The 15,291-nt window shown below is 64.7% G+C and carries 13 protein-coding genes and 1 pseudogene; 11 read left to right on the top strand and 3 right to left on the bottom strand.

What is annotated here, in order from left to right:
* Window positions 1-27 precede the first annotated feature (27 nt).
* A complete protein-coding gene (gene pyrF / locus AOT83_RS09940; protein WP_057965956.1) occupies window positions 28-855 on the top strand; it encodes an orotidine-5'-phosphate decarboxylase in 828 nt (275 codons plus the stop codon).
* Here the strand turns inward: pyrF and AOT83_RS09935 are convergent.
* Window positions 837-2,156, bottom strand: coding sequence for an acyltransferase (locus tag AOT83_RS09935; protein WP_057965955.1), 1,320 nt, complete (start codon window positions 2,154-2,156; stop codon window positions 837-839). The genes pyrF and AOT83_RS09935 overlap by 19 nt on opposite strands.
* Before the next feature lie 457 nt (window positions 2,157-2,613).
* Here AOT83_RS09935 and mihF point away from each other — a divergent pair, with 457 nt between their 5' ends.
* The 5 genes from mihF to metK all read left to right on the top strand — a co-directional run bounded on the left by mihF (window position 2,614) and on the right by metK (window position 6,487).
* A complete protein-coding gene (gene mihF, locus AOT83_RS09930; protein WP_030093544.1) occupies window positions 2,614-2,931 on the top strand; it encodes an integration host factor, actinobacterial type in 318 nt (105 codons plus the stop codon).
* Window positions 2,932-2,941: 10 nt separating this feature from the next.
* Entirely contained in the window at window positions 2,942-3,511 is a 570-nt protein-coding gene (gmk, locus tag AOT83_RS09925) for a guanylate kinase (RefSeq protein ID WP_057965954.1), read from the top strand.
* A gap of 102 nt (window positions 3,512-3,613) precedes the next feature.
* Window positions 3,614-3,898: a DNA-directed RNA polymerase subunit omega gene (gene rpoZ / locus AOT83_RS09920; protein ID WP_225422047.1), complete on the top strand. Its 285-nt coding sequence runs from the start codon at window positions 3,614-3,616 to the stop codon at window positions 3,896-3,898.
* A 50-nt stretch (window positions 3,899-3,948) separates the two neighbouring features.
* Window positions 3,949-5,202, top strand: coding sequence for a bifunctional phosphopantothenoylcysteine decarboxylase/phosphopantothenate--cysteine ligase CoaBC (coaBC, locus tag AOT83_RS09915; RefSeq protein WP_030093541.1), 1,254 nt, complete (start codon window positions 3,949-3,951; stop codon window positions 5,200-5,202).
* Between the two features lie 82 nt (window positions 5,203-5,284).
* Window positions 5,285-6,487 (top strand): methionine adenosyltransferase, encoded by a 1,203-nt coding sequence (gene metK, locus AOT83_RS09910; protein ID WP_030093540.1) that lies wholly within the window; start codon window positions 5,285-5,287, stop codon window positions 6,485-6,487.
* A 67-nt stretch (window positions 6,488-6,554) separates the two neighbouring features.
* On the opposite strand, the gene AOT83_RS09905 is transcribed toward metK, so the two are convergent.
* On the bottom strand, window positions 6,555-7,346 hold the full coding sequence (locus tag AOT83_RS09905) for a 3-oxo-5-alpha-steroid 4-dehydrogenase (protein WP_030093539.1): 792 nt from the start codon (window positions 7,344-7,346) through the stop codon (window positions 6,555-6,557).
* 170 nt (window positions 7,347-7,516) lie between these two features.
* On the opposite strand from AOT83_RS09905, the gene AOT83_RS09900 reads away from it, so the two are divergent.
* From AOT83_RS09900 to AOT83_RS09885, 4 genes and pseudogenes are all read left to right on the top strand, one after another.
* A complete protein-coding gene (locus AOT83_RS09900) occupies window positions 7,517-8,365 on the top strand; it encodes a nitrilase-related carbon-nitrogen hydrolase (protein WP_030093538.1) in 849 nt (282 codons plus the stop codon).
* Window positions 8,366-8,375: 10 nt separating this feature from the next.
* On the top strand, window positions 8,376-9,797 hold the full coding sequence (hydA, locus tag AOT83_RS09895) for a dihydropyrimidinase (RefSeq protein ID WP_030093537.1): 1,422 nt from the start codon (window positions 8,376-8,378) through the stop codon (window positions 9,795-9,797).
* Window positions 9,798-9,822: 25 nt separating this feature from the next.
* Window positions 9,823-10,839 carry a TIGR03842 family LLM class F420-dependent oxidoreductase gene (locus tag AOT83_RS09890; protein ID WP_057965953.1) on the top strand — a complete coding sequence of 339 codons (1,017 nt, stop codon included), beginning with the start codon at window positions 9,823-9,825 and terminating at the stop codon, window positions 10,837-10,839.
* A pseudogene (locus AOT83_RS09885) lies at window positions 10,839-12,296 on the top strand (NCS1 family nucleobase:cation symporter-1). The gene AOT83_RS09890 and the pseudogene AOT83_RS09885 overlap by 1 nt, the downstream one beginning before the upstream one ends.
* Here AOT83_RS09885 and AOT83_RS09880 read toward each other — a convergent pair.
* Window positions 12,274-13,212 carry an alpha/beta hydrolase gene (locus AOT83_RS09880; protein WP_057966039.1) on the bottom strand — a complete coding sequence of 313 codons (939 nt, stop codon included), beginning with the start codon at window positions 13,210-13,212 and terminating at the stop codon, window positions 12,274-12,276. The pseudogene AOT83_RS09885 and the gene AOT83_RS09880 sit on opposite strands and share 23 nt — an antisense overlap.
* Before the next feature lie 57 nt (window positions 13,213-13,269).
* On the opposite strand from AOT83_RS09880, the gene AOT83_RS09875 reads away from it, so the two are divergent.
* On the top strand, window positions 13,270-15,285 hold the full coding sequence (locus tag AOT83_RS09875; protein ID WP_057965952.1) for a primosomal protein N': 2,016 nt from the start codon (window positions 13,270-13,272) through the stop codon (window positions 15,283-15,285).
* The last annotated feature ends 6 nt before the right edge of the window (window positions 15,286-15,291 follow it).

Genomic DNA, 15,291 nt, shown 5'->3' with positions numbered 1-15,291 from the left:
AGGTACCCCCAGCTTGCGCGAAGAGCGGTGGGTCCGGTGACCTTCGGCGCACGGCTGCAGGTGGCCACCGCATCCCGTGGCCCGCTGTGTGTGGGCATCGATCCGCATCCTGAGCTGTTACGCGCCTGGGGGCTAAACGCCGACGCGTCGGGCCTGGCCCGGTTCAGCGATATCTGTGTGGAGGCCTTCGCCGACGTGGCGATCGTCAAGCCGCAGGTGGCGTTCTTCGAAACCTATGGTGCTGCAGGGTATTCGGTGCTCGAACGGACCATCGCGGGGCTCCGCGAGGCTGGTGTGCTGTTGCTGGCCGATGCCAAGCGCGGGGACATCGGCTCGACGATGGCCGCATACGCACAGGCTTGGCTGGGCGATTCACCGTTGAGCTCCGATGCGGTCACGGCCTCGCCGTATCTGGGCTTCGGATCGTTGTCTCCGCTGCTGGACCTGGCGCGTGAACGTGACCGCGGCGTCTTTGTCCTCGCCGCGACCTCCAATCCCGAGGCGCCCCCGGTGCAGCGCGCACGCGCCGGGGAGCTGACCGTCGCACAGGCGATGGTGGACCAGGTGGCCGCGTTGAACGCCAAGGGGGCCGGTCCGGGATCTGTGGGTGTCGTGGTCGGGGTCACCGTCACCGATCCGCCGGATCTGTCGTCGATCGGCGGCCCGGTACTTGTTCCGGGGCTCGGGGCACAGGGCGGTAAGCCCGAGGATCTGCGTGGCTTGGGCGGGGCTCCGGGATCGCTGTTGCTACCGGCGGTCTCGCGTGAGGTGCTGCGCGAGGGGCCCGGCGTCACGGCGCTGCGTGCGGCCGTGTCGAGGCTGCGGGACAGCGTCGCCTATCTGTGTGCCGAGTGAGCAAGCGAAAATTGGTTCTCTGAACTATTCGCGTTGCTGTGCAATGGGTTTCGGCACAGTGCACGTGCGGCCGCCAGCGGTATCAGGGACGCCACCACCACCCAGCGTCCGATGGGCGTGAACCCACCCCAGAGCGGATTGATCACATAGATCCGGGTGTAGACCAGCGTCAGTATCGCCGCGATCAACACCAGGACACCGACCGCGGTATCGCGTCCTGTGCTCATCGAGGGCACCGGACGGTCCCACCACGGCAGCGCACGACGTTCTGTGGCCCGCAGTGGGATGAAGAACACGGCCACGATGGCGCAGACGATGGCCAGCCGCAGTACGTTCCCCGGCCAGTACCAGGCGTCGCGCGGGCTCACCAATCCGATGCGAAGGGCCAGGTAAACCCCGTAGGACAGCAGGAACGTGACCACCCAGTGCCATAGATAGATCGTCATGCTGCCGCTATTACAGACCTGCAGGAACTTCCACGTCCGCGCCCCCTGCAGCCAGCGGTTGATGGCCGGGGCGAAAGCGATGACCAGCATGCATTCGAGAATGGCGCTGGCCGCAAGCAGCAGAGTCGGCGGCATGTTGGCGATCAGCCCGGATGGATAGGGCCCCAGGATGGCCAATGCGACGGTGCCACCCAATGCGACGGCCGCGGCCGCCATGGCCACCCGGCGGGGGACCAGGGCGCGCTGATAGGCGATACCCAATGCGGCGGGGACAAGCCACATGAAGATCATGTTGATCCAACCCGTCATCACCCAGGTATCGGTGACCACGCTGATGGTGTCCACCAGGGCTGTGAGCAGGCACATCGCCGCGATGAACCAGCCCAGCCGGCGTCCGGTGCGGATGCGGGCCAGCCACGGCATGAACGCAAGCGTCAGCAGATACGCGCCGACGTACCAAAGCAGCTCGATATGTCTCATCTCGAGATACAGGAGTTGTCTGGAATTGCCCATGGTGATGCGCAGCAAGGTGGTCACCAGTGCGACGAAGACGAGGAAGTAGAACACCGGGCGAAAAAGCCGTGTCGTCCGGCTCATCAGAAACTGCCCCCAGGACCTACCGGACTCCCAGGAATGGAGATTTGCTGCTGCACCTGCAAAAAAGAACAGCGGCATCAATGGGATCAGCCAGAATAGCCAATGTACGTTGTAATTCGCGGACATGGCTGGTTTGCCCTTGACGATAGTGGGGCTACCCGCGAGGACGTGATAGGCCACCACGGTGGCCAGTGACACGAGCCTCACGGCATCCAATACCCGATCACGCTCACGTGATGGGTGCGTGGAATCACCCATATGGCGCACCCTACCCAGCAACTGGTGTGCCTTGCTAAGCAACTTCCCGGGCGCCTGCTCGCCGGCATTCTCACCTGCGCCTCTTCAACTGAACGTTGACGGGTCGCGACACGCGCAACACGAGATTCACACAAGATTTTCAGTTTGCCCTCATGGCAATCACGGTTTGCTTGTCTCCGGTTCAGGTACAAGAATCGGCGGTGTTGTCAACTCCGCGTGAAACATATTGTGCAACAACATTATTCAATTGCGACCTGCAGAAATGCCGGGTCGGAACGCATGGAAGCGATGGTTGCTCGGCAGGATCGCCTGCGGCCCCTCTAGCAGGCGATTTTCACCGAGATGAGGGGGGTGGGGTTCACATATGTCGGTTGGCGTGGGTACGGTCGCTGTCGCTGGCTGGTTGTTTTCCAGCCGATCAGAAAAACCGACGAGTTTCGTATGAGACGGAGGAATCGTGGCCCTTCCACAGTTGACTGACGAGCAGCGTGCCGCCGCGTTGGCGAAGGCGGCTGCCGCCCGCCGCGCCCGGGCCGAGCTCAAGGAGAAGCTCAAGAAAGGCGGCACCAATCTCAAGCAGGTGCTCAAGGACGCCGAGACCGACGAGGTCCTCGGCAAGATGAAGGTTTCCGCTCTGCTGGAAGCCCTGCCCAAGGTCGGCAAGGTCAAGGCGCAGGAGATCATGACCGAGCTGGAGATCGCCCCGACCCGCCGTCTGCGTGGCCTCGGCGACCGTCAGCGCAAGGCGCTGCTGGAGCGGTTCGACTTCTCCTGATCTTCTCCAGATGACAGCTTCGACGAGGGGCCGGGTAGTAGTCCTATCCGGCCCCTCAGCCGTCGGTAAGTCCACCGTGGTGCATCGGTTACGCGATGACGTGGATGGTCTTTTCTTCAGCGTCTCCGCCACCACCAGGGCCCCGAGGCCCGGTGAGTTGGACGGCGTGGACTACCACTTCGTCACCACCGAGGAGTTCCAGCGGCTCATTGATACCGGTGCGCTGCTGGAATGGGCCGATATTCATGGCGGCTTGCAGCGTTCAGGAACCCCTGCGGCACCTGTTCACGAGGCGATGGAGGCCGGGCGGCCGACCCTCATCGAGGTCGATCTGGCCGGTGCCCGCGCCATCAAGGCGGTACTTCCGCAGGCTCTGACGGTCTTCCTGTCGCCACCGAGCTGGGATGCGCTGGTGCAGCGGCTTACCGGCCGGGGCACCGAATCGGAGGCCGTGATCGCCAGGCGATTGGAAACTGCCGAGGTCGAAATGGCGGCTCAAAGCGACTTTGATGTCGTCGTCGTCAATGACCAGTTGGAAAATGCCTGCGCACAGTTGGTATCGTTATTGGTCGGACGTTAATCGGCAGCGCATGAACAAAGACTGCGAATACCGCGCCCGCCATATTCAGCGCCATATACCTATCCAGGAGATTTCTTAGTGAGCACCTCCCAGACTGACGTCATCGTCGAACCGGGCACCGAAAGCTACGACGCCGCGCTCGACACGCCGCTGGGTATCACCAACCCGCCGATCGACGAGCTGCTGGCGCGGGCATCGAGCAAGTACGCGCTCGTGATCTACGCAGCCAAGCGCGCACGCCAGATCAACGACTACTACAACCAGCTGGGCGACGGCATCCTCGAGTACGTGGGGCCGCTGGTCGAGCCGGGTCTGCAGGAGAAGCCGCTGTCGATCGCGCTGCGCGAGATCCACGGCGACCTGCTTGAGCACACCGAAGGCGAGTAGAAGCTGCGATGAGCGGCTCGCGCGAAGAGCATCGGGCCTGAGGTCCGGCTGTGTCGCGGATCATCGTCGGAGTAGGCGGAGGAATCGCCGCGTACAAGGCGTGCACTGTGGTGCGCCAACTCGCGGAGGCCGGACACAGCGTCCGGGTCATACCGACCGAGTCGGCTCTGCAGTTCGTGGGTGCCGCCACCTTCGAGGCGCTCTCGGGTGAGCCGGCCCAAACCGGGGTGTTCGACGATGTTCCGCAGGTCCCGCATGTTCGGCTCGGGCAGGACGCAGACCTTGTCGTGGTCGCTCCTGCAACCGCCGACCTGTTGGCCCGCGCGGCCACTGGCCGCGCCGACGATCTGCTGACCGCAACCCTGCTGACCGCTCGTTGTCCGGTCCTGTTCGCGCCCGCAATGCACACGGAGATGTGGCAGCACCCGGCAACGCAGCAGAATGTCGCGACATTGCGAAGCCATGGCGCGGTGGTCTTAGAGCCCGCTTCAGGACGCCTTACCGGCGCCGATACCGGTCCGGGCCGGCTTCCCGAGGCCGAGGAAATCACGACGCTGGCACAGCTGCTGCTGGCGCGAGCCGATGCTCTCCCGCACGATCTGGCAGGTGTGCGCGTCCTGGTGACGGCCGGTGGCACCCGTGAGCCCCTGGATCCCGTCCGCTTCATCGGAAATCGCAGCTCCGGTAAGCAGGGATATGCGATCGCCCGGGTGGCCGCACAGCGCGGCGCCGAGGTCACGCTCATCGCGGGTCATACCGTCGGGTTGCCCGACCCGGCCGGAGTCGACGTCGTGCACATCAGCTCTGCCGCGCAATTACAGGATGCGGTGAACAAACACGCGCCGGCGGCCGAGGTGTTGATCATGGCAGCCGCCGTGGCCGATTTCCGGCCCGCGCACGTTGCGACCAGCAAGATCAAAAAGAGCCACGGCGCCGACGGTGAGAATCCCGTCGATGCGCCCATCGAGTTACTGCGTAACGCCGACGTGTTGGCGGGGGTGGTCCGTGCGCGCTCAGACGGGCAGCTGCCCAGGATGCGGGCCATCGTCGGGTTTGCGGCCGAAACCGGTGACGCCAACGGCGACGTACTGTTCCACGCCCGCGCCAAGCTGAAGCGCAAGGGCTGTGATCTGTTGGTAGTCAACGCTGTTGGCGAGGGGCGAGCCTTTGAGGTGGATAGCAACGATGGATGGCTGCTGTCCGCTCAAGGCGGTGGTGAGATCGCCGAAGTCGTGTTGGAGCACGGCACCAAAGTTCTGATGGCAAGCCGTATTGTGGATGCCGTCGCCGGACTTTGTCAGTGAACCTGACAACCCGGCATGGCCCCGATACCAAATCGTCGGCCATAATGATTAGGACACGTAACGATCTGAAAGGGGCTGCGCGGTGAGCTCAGCGGGACGGCTTTTCACCAGTGAATCGGTGACCGAAGGGCACCCGGACAAGATCTGTGATGCCATCAGCGACTCGATTCTCGACGCGCTGCTCGCACAGGACCCCAAGTCCCGGGTCGCGGTGGAGACGCTGGTGACCACCGGCCAGGTCCACGTCGCCGGTGAGGTCACCACCTCCGCCTACGCCGACATCCCCAAGATCGTGCGCGATCGCGTGCTCGAGATCGGCTACGACTCGTCGTCGAAGGGCTTCGACGGGCACTCCTGCGGTGTGAACATCGCCATCGGTGCTCAGTCTCCCGATATCGCGCAAGGCGTCGACACCGCACATGAGGCCCGTGTGGAGGGTGCCGCCGATCCCCTCGACGCCCAGGGAGCCGGAGATCAGGGCCTGATGTTCGGGTATGCCATCAACGACACCCCCGAGCTCATGCCGCTGCCCATCGCGCTGGCGCACCGCCTCGCGCGACGTCTGACCGAGGTCCGCAAGGACGGTCTGCTGCCGTATCTGCGCCCCGACGGCAAGACCCAGGTCACCATCGAGTACGACGGCCACAAGGCCGTGCGCCTAGACACTGTCGTGCTCTCCACGCAGCACGCTGCCGATATCGACCTGGAAAACCTGCTGACCCCGGATATCCGCGAGAAGGTCGTCAACACCGTCCTGGACGAGCTCGAGCAGGAATCGCTGGACATCTCCGACTACCGGCTGCTGGTGAACCCGACCGGAAAGTTCGTGCTGGGTGGTCCGATGGGTGACGCCGGCCTGACCGGCCGCAAGATCATCGTCGACACCTACGGCGGCTGGGCCCGCCACGGCGGCGGTGCGTTCTCCGGTAAGGACCCGTCAAAGGTGGACCGCTCGGCTGCGTACGCCATGCGCTGGGTCGCCAAGAACGTGGTGGCTGCCGGGCTGGCGGATCGCGTCGAGGTGCAGGTTGCCTACGCCATCGGCAAGGCAGCCCCGGTGGGCCTGTTCGTCGACACCTTCGGCACCAACACGGTCGACCAGGCCAAGATCCAGAAGGCCATCAACGAGGTCTTCGATCTGCGTCCGGGCGCGATCATCCGCGATCTGGATCTGCTACGACCGATCTACGCGCAGACTGCCGCGTACGGCCACTTCGGCCGCACCGACATCGACCTGCCGTGGGAGCGGACCGACCGGGTCGATGCGCTCAAGGCGGCCATCTAGCCTCTTCGCAAAAAAGCGCCGGGCGTGAACAGTGTTCACGCCCGGCGCTTTTTTATCGCTGCTGTACTCATATGAGGTAGGGGACCAGCGCTTTTCGCTCAACCGGATAGTCGGCGAACTTCTCCTGGTACCAGCGGTGGGTGGCCAATGCGCGTGGGATCAGATTGCCGGCCGTGATCAACAGGATGACGACGCCGGGGAGGGCCCAGGTGAGCAGGGCGAAGCCGGACCAGGCGATCAGCTCGCCCAGATATGCCGGACTGGTGACGAATCGGAAGCCACCGCCAAACGGGATGCGGTACTCGGCGCCGCCGGGGTCCTTCTTGTCACGCAGGTTTCGCACGATCGATTCCGAACTGAGCAGCAGCGCGAAGCCGCACAGATAGACGGCCAGGCCGAGCAGGAATCGTGGGTCGTGCAGCCAGGCACGGTTGTACTGCCCGAAGAAGTCGTGGCTGAAAAGGGTTCCGTTGAGGTATCCGTGCATCGAGGTGACGAGCATGCCCATGACCACCACCGAGACGTTGAACGTACTGCGCTTGCCGGGTACCTGGCGGATGGCGAGCGGGAAGTACCAGCCGCGGTTGGCGTAGTGCAGCAGCCATATTCCGGCGAGAACCAAGGACGTGGGCTCGAAACGCGCAGGTCCGGTCAGATAGCAGACGAGAAACACCGCGGTCGCCGGAATCTCCATCAGCCACCAACCGAGTTTCGGATTCAGATTGAGGCCGAGCTTCGTCGTCGAGAATCGCCCGTACGAACTCTGCGCGAAAAGACCTCCGATGATCACGAATGCCGCGAAACCGAAGGCCGCCGTCAGCACGGTGTCGTACGTGGTGTTGCCGGTGTACCAGTGCATGACCATTCCCTCGGTGAGTGGGCGGCATCGCCCTGATGTGTGCCGCAGAACTGTAACGTGTTCTACCACGGGTGCATCGCGCCCATCGCAAGCGGCCAACCGCCGGGCGTACGTGCCGGTGTTGTGCAGATTGGCGCGCGCGCCGGGCGAGGTGCGCATAGAGTCTGCCAATGACGGTGATCAGAGCCGCACTGACGCAAGCGACTTGGACTGGCGACAAGGAATCGATGCTGGCCAAGCATGAGCGTTTTGTCGCCGAAGCGGCATCCGGTGGCGCCCAGGTGATCTGCTTCCAGGAGCTCTTCTACGGCCCCTATTTCGGGATCGTGCAGGACAAGAAGTACTACGAATACGCCGAGTCGGTGCCCGGTCCGGTCACCGAGCGGTTCGCGGCGCTCGCCAGGGAACACCGCATGGTCATGGTGCTCCCGGTGTACGAGGAGGAGCGTCCGGGAGTTCTCTACAACACCGCGGCGGTCATCGACGCCGACGGCACCTACCTGGGAAAATACCGTAAGCATCACATTCCTCACCTTGATCGATTTTGGGAGAAGTTCTACTTTCGGCCCGGAAATCTCGGGTACCCGGTGTTCGACACCGCGGTGGGAAAGATCGGTGTCTACATCTGTTACGACCGACATTTCCCAGAGGGCTGGCGTAATTACGGGCTCGCGGGAGCCGAGCTGGTCTTCAACCCTTCGGCCACCAAACCTGGACTGTCCAATAGGCTTTGGGAACTGGAGCAGCCCGCCGCGGCGGCAGCCAACCAATACTTCGTCGGTGCCAACAACCGGATAGGAACCGAGAACGGCGAATTCGGGGATCAGGCCGTGACTTTCTACGGCAGTTCCTACTTCGTGGACCCGCGCGGCAACTATGTCGGTGAGATCGCTTCAGAGAGTGCCGAAGAGATCGTGATCCGGGATCTGGACCTGTCCGTGGTCCGTGAGGTGCGGGGGGACTGGCAGTTCTATCGGGATCGCAGGCCGGACACCTACGACCCGATCGTCGCTCCGTAGGAGGCCCGCGATGGCTACGATCCTTATTCGGGGCGGCACCGTGGTAACCGCGACAGGCCGTGGCGCCGCAGATGTTCTGGTTGATGGTGAGAAGATCGCGGCGGTCCTGTTGCCCGGCAGCACGCTGCTCGGGGTGGATCTGGCCAGCGCCGTGGACACCGTGGTCGAGGCCGCCGGTAAGTACGTGATTCCCGGTGGCATCGACGCGCACACCCATATGTCGATGCCCTTCGGCGGTACCACGGCATCCGATGATTTCGAGACCGGGACGCGCGCCGCGGCCTGGGGCGGCACCACCACCATCATCGATTTCGCCGTGCAGAAGTATGGTGAGCGGCTTGAAGATTCGCTGCAAACCTGGCACGAGATGGCGGCGGGCCAGTGTGCGGTGGACTATTCCTTTCATCAGATTGTGGGCGATGTCAACGATGCCTCGCTGACGGCGCTGCACCGATTGGCTGACGAGGGCATTACCAGCTACAAGATGTTCATGGCGTATCCGGGGGTCTTTTACAGTGACGATGCGCAGATACTGCGTGCCATGCAGGTGGGTGCAGACACCGGGCTGATGACCATGATGCATGCCGAGAATGGCCCTGCCATAGATGTTTTGGTGGCTCAACTACTTGCGGCCGGTAAGACGGATCCGTACTACCACGGCATCGCCCGGGCCTGGCAGCTGGAGGAGGAAGCCACCCACCGCGCCATCATGCTGTCCAATCTGACCGGTGCGCCCCTGTACGTCGTACACGTCTCGGCCAAACAGGCCGTCGCGCAGTTGGCCGCCGCACGTGATGCCGGCCAAAACGTGTACGGGGAGACCTGCCCGCAGTACTTGTACCTGTCTCTGGAGGACAACCTGGGTGCGCCGGGGTTTGAGGGAGCCAAGTGGGTTTGTTCGACCCCGCTGCGGTCGAAGCACGAACACCACCAGGACGAGATGTGGCGCGCGCTGCGCACCAACGACATCCAGATGGTCTCCACGGACCATTGTCCGTTCTGCATGAAGGGGCAGAAGGACATGGGCGTGGGTGACTTCTCGAAGATTCCCAACGGGATCGGCTCGATTGAGCACCGGATGGATCTGCTGTACCAGGGCGTCGTAGACGGCCGTATCACTCTGGAGCGGTGGGTCGAGATCACCTCGACGACTCCGGCACGAATGTTCGGGCTGTATGGCCGCAAGGGAGTGATCGCGCCGGGCGCCGACGCGGACATCGTTGTCTACGATCCCCGCGGACACACCTCGATCGGATTGGGCAAGACCCATCACATGAACATGGACCACTCGGCGTGGGAGGGATATGAGATCGACGGGCATGTCGACACCGTGCTCTCCCGCGGGAAGGTGATCGTCGACGGCGACGAGTATCTGGGCAGTAAGGGAGACGGCGCTTTCGTGCGCCGCGACCTGTGTCAATACCTCATCTGAGGTCGGTCGATAGAGAGGGCCTGCGATGGACTTCGGGGTGGTCTTGCAATGTGATCCACCGGCGGCGCGGACCGTACAGCTGGCGAAACGTTCAGAGGCGCATGGCTTCACCCATGTGTGGACCTTCGATTCGCATCTGTTGTGGCAGGAGCCCTACGTGCTCTACAGCCAGATCCTGCATGAGACCACGCGGATTGTGGTGGGCCCCATGGTCACCAACCCGGCGACGCGGGACTGGACCGTCACCGCGTCGCTGTACGCCACCTTGAACGACATGTATGGGAACCGCACGATATGCGGAATCGGTCGTGGCGATTCGGCGGTGCGGGTGACCGGTGGCGCGCCCACGACGCTAACCACACTGCGTGAATCAATCCACGTCATCAGGGAGCTCGCGAACTCGCGGCCCGTCGAATACCACGGTGCCACCATGCAATTCCCGTGGAGTCGAGGATCTGAACTTCAGGTGTGGGTCGCGGCATACGGCCCAAAAGCGCTCGCCCTGACCGGTGAGGTAGCCGACGGGTTCATCCTGCAACTGGCCGATATCGACATCGCACGGTGGATGATCGGGGCGGTGCGTGACGCCGCCGCGGCGGCCGGACGCGATCCGGCGGACGTGCGGATCTGCGTGGCCGCACCCATGTATGTGGGATCGGACTGGACGCATATGCGCGACCAATGCCGATGGTTCGGTGGAATGGTGGGCAATCACGTCGCCGACATCGTGGCCAGATACGGATCCAACGGTCAAGTGCCACAGTCTCTTACCGACTACGTCAGTGGACGTCAGGGATACGACTACAACCAGCATGGCCGGGCCGGGAACACTCACGCGGAGTTCGTGGCCGATGACATCGTCGATCGCTTCTGTGTGCTCGGCACAGCGGCGGATCACATCGCAAAGTTGTTGGAGCTCAAGGCGCTGGGCGTGGACCAATTCGCCGGATATCTGCAGCACGACAACAAGGAGGAGACACTGCGGGTGTACGGAGAGACGATTATTCCCGCTCTGTCGCAACACATCACGGCGAAGAGCTGATGACCACAACAGAGGGAGAGCTCACGCCGGTTTTGGCGCCCGGCAGGCTGAGTAACGAAGACCTGGCGCCCACGACTGCCGGGCAGGCCACCTGGCGGACCTGGGACATCTTCTGCCTCTGGATGACTTCGGCGCACAGTCTCGGCAGCTACGGATTCGCCGTGGGCATGCTCGCGTTGGGGCTGACGGGCTGGCAGACCATGCTCGCGCTGTTCACCGGGGTACTGGTGCTCTGGGGCGGAAGTAACCTGATCGGAATCGCCGGCCAGCGGCTGGGGGTGCCCTTCCCGGTTTTCGCGCGCGCCACCTTCGGGGTCTTCGGCGCCAACGTGCCGGCACTGTTGCGGGGACTGGTGGCCATCTTCTGGTACGGAATCCAGACCTATCTGGCATCCACGGCGGTCATCGTGCTGCTGTTGCGCCTGGATCCGGGGCTACGGTCCTGGACCGAGCCGACGTTCCTGGGTTTGCACGCACTGGGATGGGCCGCTTTCCTGACGCTCTGGACCGTGCAGCTGCTGATTCTCAACTACGGCATGGAGATCGTTCGGAAGGCATCCGATGTGGCGGGTCCGGTCGTCTGGATCGGCATGATCGCGCTGGCGATATGGATGCTGGCCAGTGTGGGCTGGAGCATCGACTTCGGTGCGCGCGTGGGCCCGCCGCTGGCACCAGGGCCCACGATGCTGGCATTCACCGGTGTCGCATTCCTGATGGTCGCATTCATGGCAGGCCCCCTGGTCAACTACGCGGACTTCGCACGTTTTGCCCCGAGCAGGCGGGCGATCCTGCGGGGGAACGCACTGGGGATCCCGCTCAATGAGACCGCCTTCGTGGTGATCTCGATCGTCATATCGCTTGCCGCGCTGAAGAAGTACGGCAGCGCGATGACCGACCCCGTGGAGTTGGTCGCCGATATCGACTCCGATGCCATAGTGGTGGTCGCGGCGATTCTCTTCGCCATCGCCACCGTCGGCATCAACGTGGTACTCAACTTCGTGTCCCCGTCCTACGACATCTCCAATGTCGCACCGAAATACATCTCGTTTCGTACCGGGGGCATCATCACGGCGGTCCTATCGGTCGCGGTGCTTCCCTGGAAGATCTGGGGCAACGAAGCCGCGATCGTGTACTTCCTCGGCGGGGTCGGCGCGCTCATGGGTCCGGTGTTCGGAATCCTGGTGGTGGACTACTACCTGCTGCGCCGGCAGCGCACCAACACCGCCGACCTGTACTCCGAGTCCACCGAGGGCGCCTACTACTACGCCCGCGGGTTCAACCCCGCGGCGCTGATCGCACTGGGTGTTTCCGGTGCGGCGGCGATCGCCATCGCGCTCGCGCCCTCGGCGCAGAGCCTGACGGCACTTTCATGGCCGGCCGGAGCGCTCTGAGGGGGCGCGCTGATGTATGTGTTGAGCCGGAGATCGGGCCGAGCTAGCCGTGCAACGCCTTCTTGAGGGCGGCCAGTGATCGGTCGCGCTCTTCGGTGGCGGCGGGCACGATATCGGCGTAGCCCAGGTAGCCGTGGATAAGGGTGGGGGCGTTGTGCAGTTCCACCGGCACGCCGGCCCCGCTGAGCAACTCGGCGTACGTGGCGCCGTCGTCGCGCAGCGGATCGAATTGCGCGGTCCCGATGAACGCCGGCGCCAGCCCCTCGAAGCTCTCCGCACGTGCCGGGACCAGCGTCGGACCCGCGGTGGCCGGATTGGTGTCCCCGAGATACCACTTGCTCAGCCCCGCGACGGCCTTTGTGTCCAGGACGGGTGCCTCGGCATTCTCGATCATCGATGGCAGCGTCACGTCGAAGGTGGTGGCCGGGTACCACAGCACCTGGAAGGCCAGCGGAATGCCGTTATCGCGGGCCAGCTGAGCCAGCACCGCGGACAGGTTTCCGCCGGCGGAATCGCCACCCACGGCGAGACGATCCGGATCGCCGCCGATCTCCGCGGCGTGTTGATGCACCCATTGCAGCGCGGCCCAGCAGTCTTCGACCGCCGCGGGGTAGGGATGCTCCGGTGCCAGTCGGTAGTCCACCGACACCACCACGGCGTCGGCCTGCACGGCCGCGGCGCGGCCGACCGCGTCGTGGGTATCGAGGTCGCCGATCACCCAGCCGCCCCCATGGATCAGCACAAACACCGGGTGCACTCCGTCCTCGGACGGAGAGTAGATACGTACCGGTATCTCACCCGCGGGGCCCGGGATGGTGCGGTCCTCTACCTTGGCCACCTCGATCCACGGCGGGCGCGCGGTGGCGATCGCGCGATACGCGTCCCGGGAAGCCTGCGGCCCGTCCGGCGAAACGAGCTGAATCGGAACAGCTTCCAGGATCTTGAGGATGATCGGGTCGATGCCGGTTTCGGTGGCGGTCATGCCGTCACTGTAACGGGTGCTGACCTGCGAGTCGGGGGCGTCTGCTAGAACCACCAGGTGACTGCGACGCGGGTGGTGGCCGAGCATGAGCCGGTTGCCCGGGTGCTGCCGCTGCTCACCGTGCCGCATCTCGATCGTGAGTTCGACTATTTGGTGTCCGCGGAGCAATCCGACGACGCCCAGCCCGGAGTACGGGTGCGGGTGCGCTTCCATGGCCGGCTCGTCGACGCGATCCTGCTGGAACGCCGTTCCGAAAGCGATCACGCGGGCAAGCTCGGGTGGCTGGATCGCGTGGTGTCACCCACGCGGGTGCTGACGCCGGACGTGCGCAGGCTCGTTGACGCGGTGGCGGCCCGATACGCGGGAACCCGCGCCGACGTGTTGCGACTCGCGCTGCCGCCACGCCATGCGCGGGCCGAGAAGGAAACTCGCCCGGCGGCAGCCGATGACTTCGAGCTGCCAGCGGTCGACGGATCGGGCTGGGCTCGTTACCAGCGCGGCGAGCGTTTTCTCGAGGCACTGTCGCAGGGCAGGGCAGCACGCGCGGCGTGGCAGGCGCTGCCCGGCGAGGCCTGGTGCACTCGCCTCGCCGAGGCGGCGGTGGCCGCATCCGGCACCGGCAGGGGAGTGCTGGCAGTCGTTCCCGATCAGCGCGATATCGATGCGTTGTCCGCCGAGTGTGTGAAACATATTGGGGCACAGCGCGTTATCGCACTTTCGGCGGAACTCGGGCCCGCCGAGCGGTATCGGCGCTGGCTGGCGGTACTGCGTGGAGATGCGACCGTGGTGATCGGTACCAGGGCCGCGGTGTTCGCCCCGGTGGCCAATTTGGGTCTGGTGATGGTGTGGGACGACGGCGACGACAATCTCGCCGAACCCCGTTCGCCCTACCCGCACGCCCGCGAGGTGGCCATGCTGCGCGCACATCAGCTGCGATGCGCGGCGGTGATCGGTGGGTACGCGCGCACCGCCGAATCGCAGGCGCTCGTGGAGAGCCGATGGGCACACGACCTTGTGGCGGCCCGGCCTGTGGTGCGCAGGGCCTGCGCGCGGATCAGTGCTCTCGACGACAGCGGGTACGCGCAGGAACGCGACCCGGCGGCACGTTCGGCGCGGCTTCCCATGGTGGCGCTGAAGGCTGCTCGCGATGCGTTGAAGCGCGGCCACTCGGTGCTCGTACAGGTGCCGCGACGTGGATACGTTCCGGCGTTGGCCTGTACCCGGTGCCGCACTGTCGCGCGGTGCCGTCACTGCACCGGCCCACTGGCTTTGGAAGGGCCCGGCGGGCCGTCCAACAATGTCAGCCCCAGCTGCCGCTGGTGCGGACGCGTGGATGCTGACCTGCATTGCGTCCGCTGTGGCTCCAGTGCGGTCCGCGCCGTGGTGGTGGGTGCCCGCAGAACGGCCGAGGAACTGGGCAGGGCACTGCCCGGGGTCCCCGTGGTGACATCCGGTGGCGGCGAGGTGCACACCATGGTCACCGGGCCGCCGAGCCTGGTGGTGTGCACGCCGGGGGCAGAGCCCTTGACACCCAACGGTTATGGTGCGGCGCTGCTCTTGGACGCATGGGCGCTGCTGGGCCGCCAAGACCTACGCGCCGCGGAAGACACGTTGCGGAAGTGGATGGCAGCCGCGGCGTTGGTGCGCGGACATGAAGAAGGTGGCGCCGTGGTGGTGGTCGCGGACTCCACACTGCCCACCGTGCAGGCACTCATCCGGTGGGATCCGGTGGGGCATGCCGCCGGCGAATTGGCCGCGCGCGCAGAGGTTGGATTGCCGCCGCAGGTGCACATCGCGGCCATCGACGGGCCTGCCGCAGCGGTGGCTGCCCTGGTCGACACCGCGGAGCTGCCCGAGGGCGCCGAACTGTTGGGGCCGGTCGATCTTCCGGCGGGAGCGCGCCGGCCGGCCGGGATATCCGATGGTGCCGAAGTGGTGCGCATGCTCGTACGCGTACCGCGCACAGCCGGACTGGAGATGGCCGCGGCTTTGCGCCGTGGAGTGGCAACGTTGAGTGCCCGGCGCGACGCGGAACCCGTCAGAGTGCAGATCGACCCGCTGCATGTGGGCTGATCGGGC

This window comes from Mycobacteroides sp. H001 (assembly GCF_001440005.1).
In the GTDB taxonomy this organism is placed as follows: Bacteria; Actinomycetota; Actinomycetes; order Mycobacteriales; family Mycobacteriaceae; genus Mycobacterium; species Mycobacterium gwanakae.
The sequence above is the reverse complement of the archived record's forward strand: the minus strand, read 5'-3'. Positions and strand labels throughout refer to the sequence as shown.